The 18382-nt window shown below is 67.3% G+C and carries 16 protein-coding genes; 13 read left to right on the top strand and 3 right to left on the bottom strand.

Annotated features, from left to right (window positions below):
• The first annotated feature begins 73 nt into the window (after window positions 1–73).
• Complete coding sequence (locus ACFWU2_RS16600) at window positions 74–913, top strand: alpha/beta fold hydrolase (RefSeq protein WP_378608132.1); 840 nt, start codon at window positions 74–76, stop codon at window positions 911–913.
• Window position 914: 1 nt separating this feature from the next.
• Here ACFWU2_RS16600 and mftM read toward each other — a convergent pair whose 3' ends face one another.
• On the bottom strand, window positions 915–1724 hold the full coding sequence (mftM, locus tag ACFWU2_RS16595; RefSeq protein ID WP_378608130.1) for a mycofactocin oligosaccharide methyltransferase MftM: 810 nt from the start codon (window positions 1722–1724) through the stop codon (window positions 915–917).
• 6 nt (window positions 1725–1730) lie between these two features.
• On the bottom strand, window positions 1731–2354 hold the full coding sequence (gene mftR, locus ACFWU2_RS16590; protein ID WP_378608128.1) for a mycofactocin system transcriptional regulator: 624 nt from the start codon (window positions 2352–2354) through the stop codon (window positions 1731–1733).
• Window positions 2355–2476: 122 nt separating this feature from the next.
• Between mftR and mftA the strand changes: the two genes are divergently transcribed.
• Genes mftA through ACFWU2_RS16555 form a run of 7 tightly spaced genes read left to right on the top strand, consistent with a single transcriptional unit; the run spans window position 2477 to window position 10107 of the window.
• On the top strand, window positions 2477–2572 hold the full coding sequence (gene mftA / locus ACFWU2_RS16585; RefSeq protein WP_068159438.1) for a mycofactocin precursor MftA: 96 nt from the start codon (window positions 2477–2479) through the stop codon (window positions 2570–2572).
• 2 nt (window positions 2573–2574) lie between these two features.
• Entirely contained in the window at window positions 2575–2874 is a 300-nt protein-coding gene (gene mftB, locus ACFWU2_RS16580; protein ID WP_378608126.1) for a mycofactocin biosynthesis chaperone MftB, read from the top strand.
• 25 nt (window positions 2875–2899) lie between these two features.
• Window positions 2900–4144, top strand: a complete 1245-nt coding sequence (mftC, locus tag ACFWU2_RS16575) for a mycofactocin radical SAM maturase (protein ID WP_378608123.1) — start codon at window positions 2900–2902, stop codon at window positions 4142–4144.
• A 22-nt stretch (window positions 4145–4166) separates the two neighbouring features.
• The gene (gene mftD / locus ACFWU2_RS16570; RefSeq protein WP_378608121.1) at window positions 4167–5381 is read left to right on the top strand and encodes a pre-mycofactocin synthase MftD; all 1215 of its coding nucleotides are present in this window, start codon (window positions 4167–4169) and stop codon (window positions 5379–5381) included.
• Window positions 5382–5392: 11 nt separating this feature from the next.
• On the top strand, window positions 5393–7297 hold the full coding sequence (locus tag ACFWU2_RS16565; protein ID WP_378608119.1) for a mycofactocin system FadH/OYE family oxidoreductase 1: 1905 nt from the start codon (window positions 5393–5395) through the stop codon (window positions 7295–7297).
• 32 nt (window positions 7298–7329) lie between these two features.
• Window positions 7330–8142 (top strand): mycofactocin-coupled SDR family oxidoreductase, encoded by an 813-nt coding sequence (locus tag ACFWU2_RS16560; RefSeq protein WP_169651233.1) that lies wholly within the window; start codon window positions 7330–7332, stop codon window positions 8140–8142.
• Between the two features lie 3 nt (window positions 8143–8145).
• Window positions 8146–10107, top strand: a complete 1962-nt coding sequence (locus tag ACFWU2_RS16555; RefSeq protein ID WP_378608117.1) for a mycofactocin system FadH/OYE family oxidoreductase 2 — start codon at window positions 8146–8148, stop codon at window positions 10105–10107.
• 28 nt (window positions 10108–10135) lie between these two features.
• Here ACFWU2_RS16555 and ACFWU2_RS16550 read toward each other — a convergent pair whose 3' ends face one another.
• Window positions 10136–11119, bottom strand: coding sequence for a GNAT family N-acetyltransferase (locus ACFWU2_RS16550; protein WP_378608115.1), 984 nt, complete (start codon window positions 11117–11119; stop codon window positions 10136–10138).
• Between the two features lie 180 nt (window positions 11120–11299).
• On the opposite strand from ACFWU2_RS16550, the gene ACFWU2_RS16545 reads away from it, so the two are divergent.
• From ACFWU2_RS16545 to mftG, 5 genes are read left to right on the top strand one after another with little or no spacing between them, the layout of a single operon-like run.
• The gene (locus tag ACFWU2_RS16545; protein WP_378608113.1) at window positions 11300–12589 is read left to right on the top strand and encodes an acetyl-CoA carboxylase biotin carboxylase subunit family protein; all 1290 of its coding nucleotides are present in this window, start codon (window positions 11300–11302) and stop codon (window positions 12587–12589) included.
• Between the two features lie 47 nt (window positions 12590–12636).
• Window positions 12637–14682, top strand: a complete 2046-nt coding sequence (locus tag ACFWU2_RS16540) for a CocE/NonD family hydrolase (RefSeq protein ID WP_378608111.1) — start codon at window positions 12637–12639, stop codon at window positions 14680–14682.
• A gap of 48 nt (window positions 14683–14730) precedes the next feature.
• Window positions 14731–15417, top strand: coding sequence for a mycofactocin biosynthesis peptidyl-dipeptidase MftE (gene mftE / locus ACFWU2_RS16535; protein ID WP_378608109.1), 687 nt, complete (start codon window positions 14731–14733; stop codon window positions 15415–15417).
• On the top strand, window positions 15414–16832 hold the full coding sequence (gene mftF / locus ACFWU2_RS16530) for a mycofactocin biosynthesis glycosyltransferase MftF (RefSeq protein WP_378608107.1): 1419 nt from the start codon (window positions 15414–15416) through the stop codon (window positions 16830–16832). Before mftE ends, mftF begins: the two co-directional genes overlap by 4 nt.
• Before the next feature lies 1 nt (window position 16833).
• Entirely contained in the window at window positions 16834–18294 is a 1461-nt protein-coding gene (gene mftG / locus ACFWU2_RS16525) for a mycofactocin system GMC family oxidoreductase MftG (protein WP_378608105.1), read from the top strand.
• Window positions 18295–18382 lie beyond the last annotated feature (88 nt).

Raw genomic sequence — 18382 nt, 5'->3', positions numbered from 1 at the left:
GACACCGTTCAGTCCTCGCCGCCACGCTGGAACCCAACGCTCCGGAGTGATCACTCACGCGAAAGGTGCGCCGATGCCCACCGTCGATCTCGCTGCAGGGCCCATTCACTACGTCGAACACGGTGACGGACCGGCCGTCGTCTTCTTGCACGGACTGCTCATGAACCACACGGTGTGGGACGAGGTGATCGACCGACTACCCGCTGGGTTCCGTTATGTGCGACCTGATCTGCCGCTCGGCGCCCACCCCGAAGCGATGCATCCCGGCGCGGATTTGAGCTTGCGTGGTCTGAACCGGCTCGTGGCGGACTTCCTCGACGCGCTCGACCTGACCGACGTCACGCTGGTGCACAGTGATTGGGGCGGGGCTCTGTTCCTCACCGCGTACGGACTGGACGACCGCGTCGGCCGTCTGATCCTGCTGCCGTGCGAGGCCTTCGACAACTTTCCGCCGGGCCTGCCGGGCAAGATGGCGGTCCTCGCCGCGCGTATTCCGGGTGGCCTGGTACTCGCGCTGCGGCAACTCCGGGTTTCGTGGCTGCGCAACACGCCGCCGTTGCTCGGCTGGATGGCCCGCACACCCCTGCCCGACGGTCTCGTCCGCGCCTGGACCGAACCCGGGCTCCGCAGCAAGGACATACGCCGTGATCTGCGCAAGTACGTCGCGACCCGCTTCACCGCAACCGAACTCGTCGCCGATACCGAAGCGCTGCAGCATTTCACCGGTCCGGCGCTGGTGCTGTGGTCGTCGGCCGGAAAGGTCATGCCGCGCAGTCACGGGCGACGGCTCGCAAACCTGCTGCCGAACGGGACACTCGTGGAGGTCGACGACGCCTATGTGCTGTCGATGCTCGACCGACCCGAGGCGATCGCACAGGCGATGACGAAGTTCCTCGTCGCGGAGGGCTCGTAAGTCACACGAGATCGACGACCAGCCACCCGCCGTGGTGTTCGAACACCTCGTACGGAAAGCCTGTCGTGCGTCCGAGCGCATCGAGCGACGCGAGATCGAATGTCCGGATGTGCCCGTGGCACGCGGTTGCCTCGTCCTCGAACGGCACCGCGACCACCACGCGTGCACGCGCGATGCGCAGCGCTTCGGCGAGAACGGCGGCACCCGTCTCGTGGTCGACGTGCTCGAGCAGGTGGATCGCGGTGACGGTGTCCGCGCTGTCGTCGGGAACGGGCACTCCGGCCGCGTTGCAGACGAGGGTGTCCACCGCCAGGCCCAAATGGGGTGCGACCGCGTCGAGCAGCCGCATCGTGCCGGGAAGGATGTCGGTGGCGACCACGTCGAAGCCTGCTCCTGCGAGCCGCAACGGCAGGAACCCGAAGCACGAACCGAGGTCGAGCACCCGGCCACGTACCAACGTGGCGGCCTTGTCGTGGATCGGGGCGAACTCTGCTGTGCCGTCGAGCAGTTCGTTCAACGAGTTGCGGTAATAGGTAACCCACGACTCGAGCGCTCCGGGGACCGTCGAGCGGACGAGACCGACCATCGTCAACTCGAACTCGTTCTGGCCGAACTCGGCGTCCTGGACAGATGCGGTCACATCGGCGACGAGGCGTTCACTGAGCAGGTCGGGCGTGAGCGCGTGCGTGACGTGCAGCCCGTCGGTGGTGCGGCGCAACCTGATCGGGCCGGAGGGCACCCGCTCGACGGTGACGTGGTCGTGTGTCCACCGGCCCGGTGGGCACGGCGCGAGAGAATCCAGCACAGCCATTGTCTGTCAACCTCTTTCGAGTGGGCGATTGCTCGGGCCGAGTCCTTCGGAGAGTGTGAGCATTCCTGTGCCCAGTAGGTCGTGCAGGTCCGATTCGGCGTCGGTGAGCCACTGCTCGTAGGACGCGATCGCGACGCCCAGCACGAGGTAGGCGACGGTCCTCGGAATGTGGTCGCCGGGGCGGGCACCGGTGTGTCGCGCGACGAACTCGGCTATCGCCGCGCGCCACCCCTGGTACATGACGGACGAGTACCCCTGGAGGGCGGGAGTGCGCAGTATCAGTTCCATGCGGGCGCGGTGTCGCTCTTTCTCGGATGCGGGAAAGGTGTTGAAGTCGAGTAGTGCGGCGGTGAGCGCGTCCGCGAGCGAATCGTCCGACGGGACCTCTGCGAGTCGTCGCCGCATCCGTTCGAGCTGGCCGTCGAAGTCACCCCACGCGACCGCATTCTTCGAGGGGAAGTACCGGAAGAATGTGCGCCGCGCGATGCCCGCCGCCTCGGCGATGTCGTCGACGCTGGTCTCGTCGAAGCCGCGGGTGCGGAAGAGTTCGATGCCGACCGCCGCCAGCGATTCTCTCGTGGTGGAGGGGCGCCGGCCGGTCCGGGTGGACGGCTCTCGGCGGTCAGGCATATTTCCCTCGATTCATGGATGACATTCTGCACTCGATGCCATTACAGTGGTGAACCGAGTCACAACGCTAGCCCTGTTGTGACGTGGACTCCACACGTGGAGTGAAAATTCGAGGAGGAATCATGTCCGATCGCGACAACGCGGTGATCGAGTCCGAGCTGATCGAGGAGTCCCTCGTGGAAGAGGTCTCGATCGACGGCATGTGCGGCGTCTACTGATCATGTCCGCCCCCGGAGCCACCGCCGTGGCGACCACACAGTTCGATCCGGGCGCCACGTGGCGGCTCCACCCGCAGGTAGCGCTTCGCCCCGAGCCGTTCGGGGCGTTGCTCTACCACTTCGGCACCCGCAAACTGTCGTTCCTGAAGAACACCGTCATCGTCGACGTCGTCCGGTCCCTCGGCGACCACGCATCGGTACGGGAGGCCTTGCGCGCCCACGGAATCGGCGAGAGCGCCGAGCGGCCCTACGTGCGTGCCCTCGGCACACTGGCCGACTCGCACATGATCGTCCCCGCCTGACGCCCCGACCCAGCAAGGACCCGCTATGACGTCTCTGCTCGAACCTCCCGTCACCACCGCGCCTCCGAAAGTAGGTCGACTCGTCGACCAGTTCGAGAAGGGCCTCGACGCTCCGATCTGCCTGACGTGGGAACTGACCTACGCCTGCAACCTCTCGTGTGTGCACTGCCTGTCCTCGTCGGGCAAGCGCGACCCGCGTGAGCTGTCCACGGACCAGTGCAAGGCCATCATCGACGAACTGCAACGCATGCAGGTGTTCTACGTCAACATCGGTGGCGGTGAGCCCACCGTGCGCTCGGACTTCTGGGAACTCGTCGACTACGCCACCGAGCACCAGGTCGGCGTGAAGTTCTCCACCAACGGCGTGCGCATCGACAAGAAGGTTGCGGCGCGGCTGGCCGCGTCCGACTACGTGGACGTGCAGATCTCCCTCGACGGCGCGACCGCCGAGGTCAACGATGCCGTACGCGGTCCCGGTTCCTTCGCGATGGCTGTGCGCGCTCTCGAGAACCTGTCCGAGGCAGGCTTCCGCGACGCGAAGATCTCCGTCGTGGTCACGCGCCACAACGTCGATCAGCTCGACGAATTCAAAGCGCTCGCCGACCGTTACGACGCGACGCTGCGCATCACCCGCCTGCGTCCGTCGGGCCGCGCCGTCGATGTCTGGGACGACCTGCACCCCACTCACGACCAGCAGCGGCAGCTCTACGACTGGCTCGTCGCTCACGGCGAAGGGGTGCTCACCGGCGACTCGTTCTTCCACCTGTCCGCCTTCGGTGGCGACAGCGGGGCCGGCGCCCTGCCCGGTCTGAATCTCTGTGGTGCAGGACGCGTCGTGTGCCTGATCGATCCGGTCGGCGACGTGTACGCGTGCCCGTTCGCGATCCACGAGAACTTCCACGCCGGGAACATCGTGAGCGACGGCGGTTTCGCCGAGGTGTGGAAGACCTCCGAGTTGTTCCGCGAACTGCGCGAGCCGCAGTCCGCCGGCGCATGCGCCTCCTGCAACTTCTACGACTCGTGCCGCGGTGGCTGCATGGCCGCAAAGTTCTTCACCGGCCTTCCGATGGACGGTCCCGATCCCGAATGTGTTCAGGGATACGGGCAGTCGGCACTCGAAGCCGAACGGACGGTACCGCAGTCGAGCGTCGACCACTCCCGTACCGGCAAACGGGCAGAGCGTCGCACCCCGGCAGCGCCGGTCCCGCTCACACTGCTCGCCAAACCTCCCGCCAAATTCTGCGACGAGAGCCCTCTCGCAGGCCTGTAGATCTCGAGGAGAGATGTTCACGATGGCCAAGTTCTCGTGGCTGAAGAATCCCTGGAAGCAGAGCGACTGGTTCGAAACGGTCGCCGTGGCGCAGGAGCGTGCCCGCAAACGCCTGCCGAAGTCGGTGTACGGGGCGCTCGTCGCCGGATCCGAAGCCGGCATCACCGTCGACGACAACCTCGCGGCGTTCCGCGAACTCGGCTTCGCCCCGCACGTCGCGGGACTGTCGGAGAAGCGCGACATGGGCACGAGGGTCATGGGGCAGGACGTGGCCATGCCCGTCCTCATCTCGCCGACCGGTGTCCAGGCCGTACACCCGGACGGAGAGGTGGCCGTCGCCCGAGCGGCCGCCGCACGGGGAATCGCGATGGGTCTCAGCTCGTTCGCGAGCAAATCCATCGAGGACGTGGCCGCGGCCAACGACAAGACCTTCTTCCAGATGTACTGGGTCGGCAGCCGCGACGTGCTCGTCCAGCGCATGGAACGCGCCCGGGCGGCCGGTGCCAAGGGTCTCATCATGACCCTGGACTGGTCGTTCTCCAACGGCCGCGACTGGGGGAGTCCCGCCATTCCGGAGCGGATGAGCTTCGACGCGATGGTGAAGTTCGCGCCCGAGGGCATCATCCGGCCGAAGTGGCTTCTGGACTGGGCCCGTACCGGTGGCGTCCCGGACCTGACCACCCCCAATCTCACCCCGCCCGGAGGGGGTGACACCCCCACGTTCTTCGGTGCGTACGGCGAGTGGATGAGCACCCCGCTGCCCACGTGGGAAGACGTGGCGTGGCTGCGTGAACAGTGGGGCGACGCCCCGTTCATGCTCAAGGGCGTCATGCGCGTCGACGACGCCAAGCGCGCCGTCGACGCCGGCGTCACGGCGATCTCGGTGTCGAACCACGGCGGCAACAACCTCGACGGCACCCCGGCACCCATCCGGGCGCTCCCGGCTATCGCGGAGGCGGTCGGCAACGACATCGAGGTGTTGCTCGACGGTGGTATCCGGCGCGGTAGCGACGTCGTCAAGGCCGTTGCGCTCGGCGCCGACGCCGTCATGATCGGCCGCGCCTACCTGTGGGGTCTCGCGGCCAACGGCCAGGCGGGTGTCGAGAACGTCCTCGACATCCTCGGCGGCGGAATAGGTTCCGCCCTCTTGGGCCTCGGCCGTGATTCGATCCACGACCTCACTCCCGGTGACGTCGTCGTCCCGCCCGGATTCCGCCGCGATCTGGGAGTCGAGTAGCTCCTGCCGGTATGAGCCATGCCCTCATCGATCCGATCACCCTCGCCGGCCGTACCGCGCCGTCGAGGGTGATCTTCGGTCCACACGAGACCAATCTCGGTGTGGGGCGGCAATTCTCGAGTCGCCACCGCGCATATTACGAGCGCCGTGCCCGGGGCGGTGCGGGCGTCGTGATCACCGAGGTGGCGTCGGTTCTCGCAGGCGACCATCCCTACGAACGGGCGCCTCTCGCAGCCGAAGCGGGGGAAGGATGGGCGGATATCGTCTCGGCGTGCCGGCCGCACGGCACCCTCGTCCTGGCCGGACTCGGGCACTGCGGACTCCAGGGGTCCAGCGCCTGGACTCGAGCGCCGCTGTGGGCCCCGTCGCGCGTACCCGACCCCGCGACCCGTGAACTCCCGGCAGAGATGACTCCCGGCGACATCGAATCGGTGATCGCCGGATTCCGCGCTGCGGCGGCCGTCGCGGTCGATGCCGACGTCGACGGTGTCGAGCTCGACGCCGGACCGACCGCCCTGCTCCGGCAGTTCCTGTCCGGCCTGACGAACCACCGCACCGACCGTTACGGCTCCGACCGGACGCGCCTCCTCCGGGAGGTGATCGGCGCCGTGCGCGCCGAACTCGGACCCGGCCGGGTCGTGGCGCTGCGCCTGAGCTGCGACGAGAATGCCCCGTGGGCAGGCATCACACCGGACGTCGCCGCCGGCTACGCGCGGGAATTCGCGCCGTTACTCGACTTGCTCACCGTCGTACGTGGGGGCTTGTTCACGCCGGAAACGTACCGGCCCGGTGCCCACACGCCGGCGGACTTCAACCGAAACCTGTGCAAGCAGGTCCGCGCGGCCGTCGCGGGTAACGTGCCGGTGGTGTTGCAGGGCAGCGTCATCCATTCTTCGTCAGCTCAGGACGCTCTCGATCTGGGGGTGTGCGATGCGGTGGAGATGACCCGTGCGCAGGTCGCCGACCCCGATCTCGTCGATTCGATCCGCGACCACCGCGATCCGCGGCCGTGTGTGCGTTGCAACCAGGCGTGTCTCGTGCGCGACTTCCGCAACCCGGAAGTCGGATGTGTCGCCAACCCGGAGGCGGGGCAGGAAGACCGGCCCGCCACCCGTGCGGCGACCGCTGCGCGCGACGTGCTCGTCGTCGGCGGGGGACCTGCCGGGCTGGAAGCGGCGCGCGGTCTCGCGGGACGCGGCCACCGTGTGACCGTCGCCGAGCGCACCGATCGCGTCGGAGGGATGCTGCATACCGCGGCACGCGGGACGGGTGCTCCCGGCTTCGGACTGCTTACACACTGGCTCGAGGAGCGCTGCCGGGACCTCGGTGTCGTGGTCCGCACCGGCGTCGCCGTCACCGCGGACGAACTCGACGCCGCGATGGAGGCCGGCACCACGGTGGTGCTGGCCACCGGCAGCCGTCCCCGCCCACCCGGATTCCCGGTCGACAGGGGCGGCGGCTACGTCACCGCCGCGTATGCCCTCGACCATCCGGACACAGTCCCCGATCATGTCGTCGTCTGGGATCCGGCAGGTGGCCGGCTCGGTGTCGCGGTGGCGGAGCATCTCGTTGCGCCGGGGCGTGCGGTCCATTACGCCACGCCGGACCCCATTCCGGGATCGAGGCTGGCGCCCACCGGCGATCTGGTCGCGGCAAACGTCCGGTTGCAGCGTGCGGGCGTGCGACGGCACCTCGGCGTGGGGGTTCGAGCGGTCGACTCGTCGGGCGTGCGTCTCGTCGATCGAGTGACGGAATCGGAGGTCACCGTGCGTGCGGCCGCACTCGTCGACTGCTCAGTGGGACTACCGGATGACAGATTGCGCCGGCCGGGGCTGGATGAGATCGGTGACTGCATCGCTCCTCGGACGGTGCGGGACGCGATCCGGGAGGGGCACCGTCTCGCCTCGGAACTGTAACCTGTTGCATAGACCGATCTGGGAGGATCTCCATGGGCGAGTTCGACGGCAAAGTTGTCTTCATCACCGGTATCGCGCGAGGTCAAGGCCGTAACCACGCCTTGAGGTTCGCCCGGGAGGGAGCGTCGATCATCGGAATCGACGTCGCGAAGCCGGTCTCGGAGTACATCACCTACGAGCAGGCGACCGAAGACGACTTCCGCGAGACCGTCCGACTCGTCGAGGAGGCCGGGGGCAAGATCGTCGCCCGCATCGCCGACGTCCGCGACAGTGCCGCCCTGCGGGCTGCGGTCGACGAGGGTGTCGCACAGTTCGGACGGCTCGATGTTGTTGTCGCGAACGCCGGGATCTGCAGCTGGAACCGATTCTGGGAAATGCCCGACGAGCAGTTCGAGGAACTCGTCGACATCAACCTCACGGGTGTGTTCAAGACGTTGAAGGCGGCGGCGCCCGCGATGATCGAAGCAGGGAACGGCGGTTCGATCATCGTCGTCAGTTCCGTCGCCGGACTCAAGGCGATGCCCGGACAGGCACATTACGGCGCTGCCAAGTTCGGTCTCGTCGGCATCACCCAGGCTGCCGCAAAAGAACTGGGCGAGTTCAACATCCGCGTCAATTCGATCCACCCGTACGGCGTGAAGACCCCGATGGGCACCGATCAGGGATCGCTGAAGATGTTCGAGCGATTCCCGGCCTGGCTCCCCAACTTCGCACCCATCCTCACGGAGAAGCCGATCGCCGATCCCGACGACACATCCGACGCGGTGCTGTTCCTCGCGAGCGATCGTGCGAAGACGATCACGGGCAGCCAGATGGCCCTCGATCAGGGCAACTCCAAGGTCTGACCGGTGCCGCGCAACACGGCCGGTTCCGATCCCCGGGACAGCCTCAGGATCGGTCCGGCCACGTTGCGCAACCGGATCATCTTCCCGGCCCACCTGACGAACTTCGCAGTGGACGGGGAGATCACCGACCAGCACATCGCGTATTACACGGCGCGAGCGCGCGGCGGGGCAGCGATGATCGTCACCGAGGAACACACGGTGCATCGCTCGGATCGGCCGTACGAGAAGCTGATCCGGGGCTGGGATCCCGCCGTGCTGCCCGGGTACCGCCGCCTCACCGATGCGGTGCACGCGCACGGCACACGAATCCTCGCTCAGCTCAACCACAACGGTGCACAAGGAAGCTCGATGTACACGGGCCGGCCGTTGTGGGCACCGGGACCGGAACCCGACGCGTTGTTCCGTGAAGTGCCCATGGCGATCGGTGACGACGAGGTCGCCGAACTGATCGACGGCTACGCGGCGGTCGCGAGTCGGTGTGCCGAGGGCGGATTCGACGGCGTAGAGATCCAGTGCTCGCAGGCGTCGATCCTGCGTGCCTTCCTCGCGCCGGGGACCAACCGGCGCACCGACCGCTACGGTGGCGATCCGACCGGTCGTGCTCGGTTGCTCCTCGAGGTCGTGGCCGCAGTCAGGTCCGCGCTGGGGCGCGAGTACATCGTGGGGGTGCGTCTGAGCGGCCACGACGGCACCGACGGCGGCATCGGCCTGGACGATGCCGTGCAGGTCGCGCGCATGCTGGACGCGACGGATTCCGTCGATTACCTCAGCACGTCGGTCGGTGTGGCGACCGAAACGCTCCATCTCGTCGAAGCGCCGATGTCGACGCCGCACGGATACTCCTTGTTCGTGCCCGCGGCGTTCCGCGAGGCCGTGTCGCTACCCGTCGTGGGCGTCGGACGATTCACGACTCCCGGCCAGGTCCGCTCCGCGCTGGCAGACGGAGTCTGCGACCTCGTCGGTGCGGTGCGGGCACAGATCGCCGACCCGGACTTCGCGCTGAAGACTCTCGGCGGACACGACGCGGAGGTGCGCCCGTGCATCGGTTGCAACCAGGAATGCATCGGGCGTGTCGGTCTGGGCCGGTGGATCGGGTGCACGGTGAACCCCCGCGCGGGCCGAGAATCCACGCCGCTGCCCGCGCCGCGGATACCGGGCCGCCGGGTGCTCGTGGTCGGTGGTGGACCGGCCGGACTACAGGCGGCCGCTACGTCCGCTCGTCGCGGCCACTCCGTGACCCTGTGCGAGCGAGAACCGTGGACAGGTGGGCAGATTCGCGCCGCGGCGACCGCACCCCACCGCAGTGAACTGGCAGGGATGGTGACGAGCCTCGAAGCGGAATGCGCTCGGGCCGGTGTCGAGATCAGGACCGGATTCGAGGTCGACGCCGACTTCGTTCGCGCCTACCGGCCCGACGCCGTGATCGTGGCGACAGGTGCTCGGCCTCAACGGCCCGTCTGGGCCGGAAACTCCGCGAAGGTCGTGGACGTCCGCGACGTGCTCGAGGGTCGCGCCGATCCGGAGGGGCGGGTGCTCGTGGTCGACGATCTGGGCTTTCATCAGGCGACGTCGGTGGCCGAACTCCTCGCCGGACGTGGCTGCGCCGTAACCGTGTGCACCGGCGGCATGATCGTCGGACAGGATCTCGGTCTCACGCTCGACATGGACGGATGGACACGTCGCGCCCATGCCGCGGGGATCACGCAGATCACCGACGTGATGGTCACAGAAATCATGGACGTCGACGACGCGACGGTCGTGTCACTCGTCGATCACCGGACCGGTACGGGCCGATCCTTCGTGGCCGACGCCGTGGTTGTCGTCACCCATCAGGAACCCGTGGACGAACTCTGGAAACAACTGGCCGAGAGCAGCTTTCCTGTGCTCCGCGTCGGTGACGCGGTGACCCCCCGCCGCGCGCACAACGCGATCCTCGAGGGAGATGCCGCAGCGATCGCGGTGTGACACCCGCGCGCGACAGAGTTCGCGGTGCCTACGAATCGAGTTCGCGCCGCATCGCAACGCGTGGACGGTAGTCGAGTCCCAACTCCGTTTCGTGTGCACGAACCCGGCGCAGTCCCGGGGTGAGTTCTCCGTCGTCGAGAATGCGGAAGCCGAGGCGTTCGTAGTAGGGCGCGTTCCAGGGAACGTCGCGGTAGGTCGTGAGCGTCATGGCGCCGTACCCGTGATCGCGAGCCCACCCCGCGGCATGGTCGAGCAGGTCGCGACCGACGCCGCGCCGAGCGTGACCGGGATGCACCGAGACCTGCTCGATGTGGAGCGCATCGTCGACCGGTTCGGCGATCAGGTACGCCACCGGTGCACCGCCTTCGTCGAACGCCACCCAGTTCCGGCCGGCGGCGAGATAACGGTGCAATTCCGCGATCGTCGGCGGGGCGTCGTCCGCGACGAAGGTCATGCCCAGTTCGGCGAACTGCTCGCCCGCCGCTCGTTCGATGTCCTGGAGCAACGGCAGTTCGGCCTCCGCCGCGAGCCGGATGCGAGGCAACTCCTTGGCGAAATACAGCGAAGATTCCGAGTCGGCCCAGATGCCGAACCGCTCGTGCATCGGGGCGTACCCGGCTGCGGTGTACATCGCGATGGCTTCCGGTTGCGCAGTGCCGGTTTCGAGCACCATCCGGCGGCGTCCCGCGTCGGCTGCGGTTCGTTCCAGCGCGTCGAGCAGGCGCCGCGCGATTCCGCGCCGCCGGGAATCCGCACGCACGTACATCCTCTTGATCTCCGCGTCACCGTCGCGCAGGCCGGGATGCCCGGCGTCGTACGCGCGCCAACCCCCGATCCCCAGGGGCGCAGTTCCGGAATGTGCGAGCAGGAACAGGCCGCGTGGAGGTGCGAACTGTTCCGGATGAAGTTCGGTGTGGTCGGGCCCGCCGTAGCGACGCACGTACTCGAGCTGAACCTCGTCGATGAGGGCCTGCACGTCCGGGTCGTCCAAGGGGCGCGGTTCGATCTGCACGAGACGAGAGTACGTGCCGGCCGTGGCGCGACCGCCGCCGATCCACCCGCCTCTGCCTCTGACCCACGAGCCTCCGACGGGACTCGTGCTACGACAACAGCGCAAGCAAGCACACTCAGCGGTATTACTGCGCCTTACCGGGAGATGTTTACCGAATCGTTGCATGGGCACCCGTTGGTGATGCACAAGAACATATTCATCCCGGCCCTGACCGATCAGCAGCGTGACAAGCTCGACACCCTTTCGAACGCCGACGAACTCCGGTTCCACGGCCTTCTGGACTACGAGTCACTGGTCGAACCCGAGACCTATGTGTTCAAGGACCTGCTCGACCGGGCACGTCGCCAACTCGACGAGTTCGACGGCAGTGTGGACGGGATCGTCGCACACTGGGACTTCCCGACGAGCGTGCTCGCTCCGATTCTCGCCGCCGAACGGGGCCTGCCTGCGCCGACACTCCGCAGCATTCTCCAGTGCGAGCACAAGGCGTGGAGCCGGATCGAGCAGCGGAAGAGCATCCCCGAATGTGTCCCGGGCTTCGCGGTTTTCGATCCTTTCGACGACAACCCGCTGGATTCGATCGACCTTTCCTTCCCGTTCTGGGTCAAGCCGATCAAATCCCACTCGTCGCAACTCGGGTTCGAGATCAACAGCGCCGAGGAGTTCGCTGCTGCACTCGAGCAGATCCGTGCCGAGATCGGCCGGGTCGGGGACGCGTTCGACGAAGTGCTGTCCCTGGTGGAACTGCCGCCCGAACTCGAAGGGGTCGGCGGCAACATGTGCCTCGCGGAAGACATCATCACGGGTATCCAGGTTGCGCCCGAAGGCACGATGTTCAACGGCGAGTACCGCATTCACGGCTTCTTCGACATGCGGAAGGACGCGGCGGGCCACAGCTTCGACAGGCTCGACTACCCGGCACAGTCGGTTCCCGAGGATGTCCGGCAACGCATGATCGATCTGACGGAGCGGTACCTGCGTCACATCGGTTTCGACAACGGCTGTTTCAACACGGAGTTCATGTGGGACGAGAAGACGGGAAAGCTCTCGCTCATCGAGGTCAACACCCGCATCTCGCAGTCGCACAGTGACCTTTTCGTCAAGGTCGACGGAACGTCGAACCACGAGGTTGCGATCGATATCGCCCTCGGCGTGGAACCGCGCATCGAACCGCGCAAGGGCCGGTTCCGCCACGCGGCCCAGTGCCACATCGGCTACTACTCCGACGGCATCGTGCGCAGCGTTCCCAGCGCCGACGATCTCGCCCGACTCTGCGAGGAAATCCCGGATACTGTGGTGGACATCAAGGTTCGGGTGGGCGACCGGCTCTCCGAACTGCCCAACCAGGACGGCTACCGGACAGTCCTCGCCACGCTGTACATCGGCGCCGACGATGTCGGTGGGCTCGAGAAGTACTTCGATCGTGCGACCGAGTTGCTGCCGTTCGGGATCGACGCGATTTCCGAATAGGGCCTTCCTGCCTGCGACTTGTTCAACCGAACGACAGGAAGGTACTCGTGCAGACAGTGACCTCCTTTCCCCACAGTGTTCGTGTCATCGAGAACACCTTCATCACGATGCCCGACGGCTCCCGCCTGTCGGCTCGCATCTGGCTTCCGGAAGGAGCCGAGAAAAACCCGGTTCCCGCTGTGCTGGAATACATTCCGTATCGGCACCGGGATACAACCCGAGCACGAGACGAGCTCAACCACCCGTACATCGCCGGTCACGGATACGCCTGTATCCGGGTGGACCTGCGCGGCAGCGGCAACTCCGACGGGGTACTCGAGGACGAGTACCTACCTACCGAGCAGGACGACGCGTGCGCCGTGATCGAGTGGGCTGCGCAGCAACCCTGGTGCGACGGCAACGTCGGCATGATGGGTATCTCGTGGGGCGGCTTCAACAGCCTCCATGTTGCCGCGAAGCGGCCACCGGCACTCAAAGCGATCATCAGCGCGTCCGCCACCGACGATCTGTACGTCGACAACATGCACTACATGGGCGGATGCCTGCTGTCGGACAACCTGTCCGAAGCCACCGTGATGTTCGCCTTCAACAGCATGGCGCCGGACCCGGCGATCGTCGGCGACCGGTGGCGTGAGATGTGGCACGAACGACTGCAGGGCAGCGGACTGTGGGTCGAGAAGTGGCTCGAGCATCAACATCGGGACGACTACTGGAAGCGTGCCTCCGTCAACGAGAACTACGCGGACGTGCAATGCCCGGTGTTCGCGGTGGGCGGCTGGGCCGACGGTTACACCAACGCCATCTTCCGGCTGATGGAGAATCTCGACGTCCCCCGTAAGGGCCTCATCGGGCCCTGGGGTCACAAGTACCCGCACCAGGGAGTGCCCGGTCCGGAGATCGGGTTCCTGCAGGAGGTCGTCCGGTGGTGGGACTACTGGCTCAAGGGGATCGACAACGGCATCATGGACGAACCCATGCTCCGCATGTGGAAGCAGGGCAGCGTCCCGCCGCACCCGCGCTATCCCGAGCGGCCGGGTACATGGATCTCCGAGCCGTCGTGGCCCGCGCCGGGCATCGAGAGCCGCGAGTACGCGCTCACGCGCTTCGGACTGGACCACGACGCCGATCCGGACGACGTGGAGCGCCGGGACCTGGCGGTGTGCTCACCGCTGAGCCTGGGGATGGCGGGTGGCAAGTGGGCGTCGTACGCGGCCACTCCCGACCTGCCCTCCGATCAGCGGGAAGAGGACGGCGGCGCACTCGTTTTCGAAACCGAAGCGCTCGACGAACCGCTCGACGTGGTCGGCCTGCCGAAGCTCGATCTCGGGATCAGTGCCGACAAGCCGGTGGCGATGGTCGCGGCCAGGCTCAGCGATGTCGCCCCCGACGGTCAGGCAACGCGAGTCACCTACGGTCTGCTGAACCTCACACATCGTGACGGCAGCGCGGACCCGCAGCCGCTCGAACCGGGGCGGAAGTACCGTGTGCGCGTCAAGCTCAACGGGATGGCGCAGGAGTTCCCCGCAGGCCATCGCATTCGCTTGTCGTTGTCCACCTCGTACTTTCCGTTGGTGTGGCCGGCGCCCGAACTCGCGACCCTCACGGTGACCACCGGCGAAAGTCGTCTGAGCCTGCCCGTCCGTGCGCGACGGGATGCCGAGGATGCGGCGCTGCCCGCGTTCGGTGAGCCCGAAGGTGCGGAATCCTCCGCCGTCACACGGGTCGAGCCGGGTGAACACCACTGGCGGACCTCGCGCGATCTCGAAACCGGCGTGACCACACTCGAGATCAAGGACGACCAGGGAGAGCTCTTCGTCGAAGACACGGGCACCACGATGCGGAGCGCAACGACCGAGTGGTTCAGCTTCCAGGGGAACGACGTGGAGTCGGCGCGCGGCGAGACCCAGACCGTGCGATATCTCGGCCGAGGGGACTGGCAGACGGAGGTGCGGACCCGGACGGTGCTGACATCGACACCGGACGAGTTCGTGATCACCGCGCAGTTGGATGCGTACGAGTCCGACGAGATCCACGGCAAGCGGCGTGTCTACTCGGAGAACTGGAATCGGGAAATACCTCGCTTGCTGGTGTGACACCACGCGGTCGCGGTGCGGGCCGTCCGGCGCACTAGCATCGGACCGGTGATACGGGATCTTGCCGGCGCCCATTGGACCGACGTCGAACCGAAGCGGTGGACCGTTGCGGTACCGGTGGGATCGCTCGAGCAACACGGCCCGCACCTGCCCCTCGATACCGATACCCGGATCGCCACGGCCGTTGCCGAGGCACTCCCCGACGTCCTCGTGGCTCCGCCGCTCGCCTACGGCGCGAGCGGCGAGCACGAGGACTTTCCGGGAACGGTGTCCATCGGAACCGAGGCACTGCGCACCGTGTTCGTGGAGTACGGGCGCTCGATCTGCCGCTGGGCGTCCCGCGTGCTGTTCGTCAACGGGCACGGCGGAAACGCATATGCCCTGGCCGAGGCTGTGTCGCTGCTGCGCTACGAGGGGCGCGACGTGGCCTGGCTCCCGTGCGCGGTGCCGGGCGCCGACGCCCATGCGGGGGTGACCGAAACGAGTCTGATGTTGCACCTGTTCCCGAACGCGGTCGATATGGCGAGCGCGGTTGCCGGAAACACAGATCCGATCTCCACTTTGATGCCACAACTGCGTGAAGCCGGTATGGTTTCGGTGTCGGCGAACGGGGTTCTCGGCGATCCCACCACCGCAACTGCAGCGCAGGGTGCCCGCTTGTTCGCACACCTGACGGAACGTGCAGCATCGCAGGTCGCTCGGTGGGAACCGGGCACGGAGGGGGGACTTCGGTGAGTCAGGCGACAACACCCGAACTGGCGCAGACTCCCGGTGGACGGCTACCCGACGGATTCGGGGTGCGCATCGATCCGCGGGTCCGGCGATTCGCCGGCGGGCGCGTGCTCATCGGAGGCTCGCCCACCCGGATGCTCAAACTCGCGCCCGCCGCCGCGGCGATGATCGACGGCGATCACCTCGAGGTCGTCGACTCCCGAACCGCGGTGGTCGCCCGGCGCCTGCTCGACTCCGGTGTCGGAAATCCGCGGCCGACGCGACTGCCCTCCACCGCGGACGTCACGGTGGTCGTTCCCGTCCGGAACAATACGGCGGGAGTGCGGCGGTTGCTGCAAGCGCTTCCCGGCCTCGAGGTCATCGTGGTCGACGACGGCTCCGACATGCCGGTCGACTGCCCGGACAACCCGCGGGTCCGCGTGTTCCGATCCGAGGCATCGCGCGGGCCCTCCGCAGCACGAAACATCGGATTGCGGGAAGCACAAACAGAATTCGTGGCGTTCCTCGACTCCGATGTCGTTCCTCGCATCGGGTGGCTCGAGGCGTCGCTCGGTCATTTCAGCGATCCGGCCGTGGCGCTCGTCGCACCTCGCATCGTGGCTCTCGATCCCGACAACGGAGCGCTGGCACGTTACGAGCACGCCCGCTCGTCGTTGGACCTCGGCCGCCGGGAAGCCCCCGTGGTGGCAGGTAGCCCGGTGTCCTATGTTCCCAGCGCCGCCATGGTGGTCCGCCGCGAGGCACTTGCCGGGTGCGGGGGTTTCGACGAGTCGATGCACGTCGCGGAGGATGTCGACGTGTGCCGCCGCCTCCGGAGCGGCGGATGGCGACTCCGGTACGAACCGGTCGCACGAGTTGCCCACGATCATCGTGTGGGCTTCCGGGACTGGTTCTCCCGCAAGGTTTTCTACGGGACCGGGGCGGCACCGCTGGAAGCGAGACATCCCGGTACCGTGCCCCCGATGGCGATCTCCGTCTGGACCCTCGTCGCGTGCTCCGCGGTCGCCACGATGACCCGGTTCGGCGTCATCGTGGCGGTACTGACCCAATTCGTCACGCTCCTGCGGTTGCGTCGCATGTTCGCCGAACTCGACCGGCCGACGCGCATCGCAGCGGTGCTGACCGGGCAGAGCTTCGCGGGCGGTATGTGGCAGGTAGCCTCCGCCGTCTGCAGGCACTATTGGCCGCTCACGTTCGTTGCGGCGGTGCTGTCGTGGAAAGTGCGGCGCGCGGTGGTGGCTTTTGCTGTGGCAGAAGGTATCTGGGACTGGTATTCGCACCGCGAGGGCGGTGGGCTCGACCCTGTGCGGTACGTCTTCTACAAGCGTCTCGACGACCTCGCCTACGGTGCCGGGCTGTGGAAAGGGGTCGTCGACGCCCGCGATCCCGCGGCGCTCATGCCCGATATCCGGTCCTGACGTGATTCCGGCGCGCGCCGACATCGTGGTGGTCGGGGGTGGGAGCGCCGGATGCACACTTGCCGCCACCCTCGCCGGGCGCCCGGGCCGCACTGTCGTGCTGCTCGAGAGCGGTCCCGGCTACAGAAGCGCCGGTACCGCGCCACCGGAACTCCTGGACGCCACCCGGCTTCCCGTCGGACCTGAAAGCCATTGGACTGCAACGTATCCGGTGCTCCTGGCTGGGAGAGCCGGCACGATCGCCCGGGGCCGTGTGCTCGGGGGATCGGGCGCGGTCAACGGTGGATACTTCGTCCGCGGGCGCCCGGGAGATTTCGGCGCCTGGCCTCCGTCGTGGTCGTTCGACCACGTGCTGCCGTACTTCCGGCTCATCGAGCACGACTCGGATTTCGACGACGAGTGGCACGGCGCCGCCGGATCGGTACCGGTGTCCCGAACCCCTTGGTCCCGTCTGCACCCCGTGGCGCGCGCGTTCCACGATGCCGCTGTGGCGGCGGGCCATCGTCCGGTGGAGGACCTCAATGCGCCCGGCCCCGTCGGGGTGGGACGCGTCCCCCTCAACATCGCGAACGGCGTGCGCATGGGACCGGCACTCTCGTCGCTGATGCCCGCGCTCGCCTCCCCGAACCTGACCGTGTGCTCGGGGACGCGGGTGCGCAGGGTGGTGATGTCCGGTGCCGAGGCGGTGGGGGTGGAGGTGGATGGTGGCGACGACGTCACATTCATCGAGGCGGGAAGTGTTGTGTTGTGCGCCGGTGCGGTCGAGAGTCCCCGCCTTCTTCTGCTCTCCGGCATCGGGCCCGCGGACGAACTCGGTACGCTCGGCGTCGCGCCCGTCGTCGACCTTCCCGGGGTGGGCACAGGATTCACCGACCATCCGGAAGTTGCCGTTCCGTACCGGTACCGCAGCGACCTTCCCCTCGGGGCGGCTGTACTCGAAACCGTCCTGCACACAGACGAACTCGAACTGCGCCCCTACACGGCTCCGTTCGCCGACTCCGTACCGGGCAGTGGCGCCGCCGTACCTGTGCTGGGGGTCGTACTCACCCGGCCGCGCAGTCGCGGGCGCCTGATCTTCGACGCGCGCGACCCGTACGCCGCGCCTCTCCTCGACTACGGATATCTCGACGACCCTCGCGACCGTGCAGCGCTCCGGCGCGGGGTCGCATCGGCAGCCCGCCTGCTCGCGGCGATGGACGGTGTCGTGGACCCGCACAGTGTTCCGACGGGCGCAGCGGACGTGGACGACGGGTGGCTCGCGGCGCATCTCGGTACGTCGCAACACTTGTCGGGCTCGTGCAGGATGGGATCGGACGATTCGGCGGTCGTCGACGACCGGTGCCGGGTGCACGGCGCCGAGCGTCTCTTCGTCGTCGACACCTCCGTGTTCCCGCAGGTAACCAGCCGGGGGCCGCATGCCACGGTCGTGATGCTGGCGAGGCGCGTCGCGGACGCCCTCTGAGCGCGGCATGCGCCGACGCGGTGCCCGCTTGCGATGACGCCGACCCGCTGTGATCTGGACTACAGTGACTTCCGGCGGAACGCGAGGA

The organism is Rhodococcus sp. NPDC058639, assembly GCF_042717545.1.
In the GTDB taxonomy this organism is placed as follows: Bacteria; Actinomycetota; Actinomycetes; order Mycobacteriales; family Mycobacteriaceae; genus Rhodococcus.
Note: the sequence above shows the minus strand (reverse complement) of the source record. Positions and strands in the feature narration are given on the sequence as shown.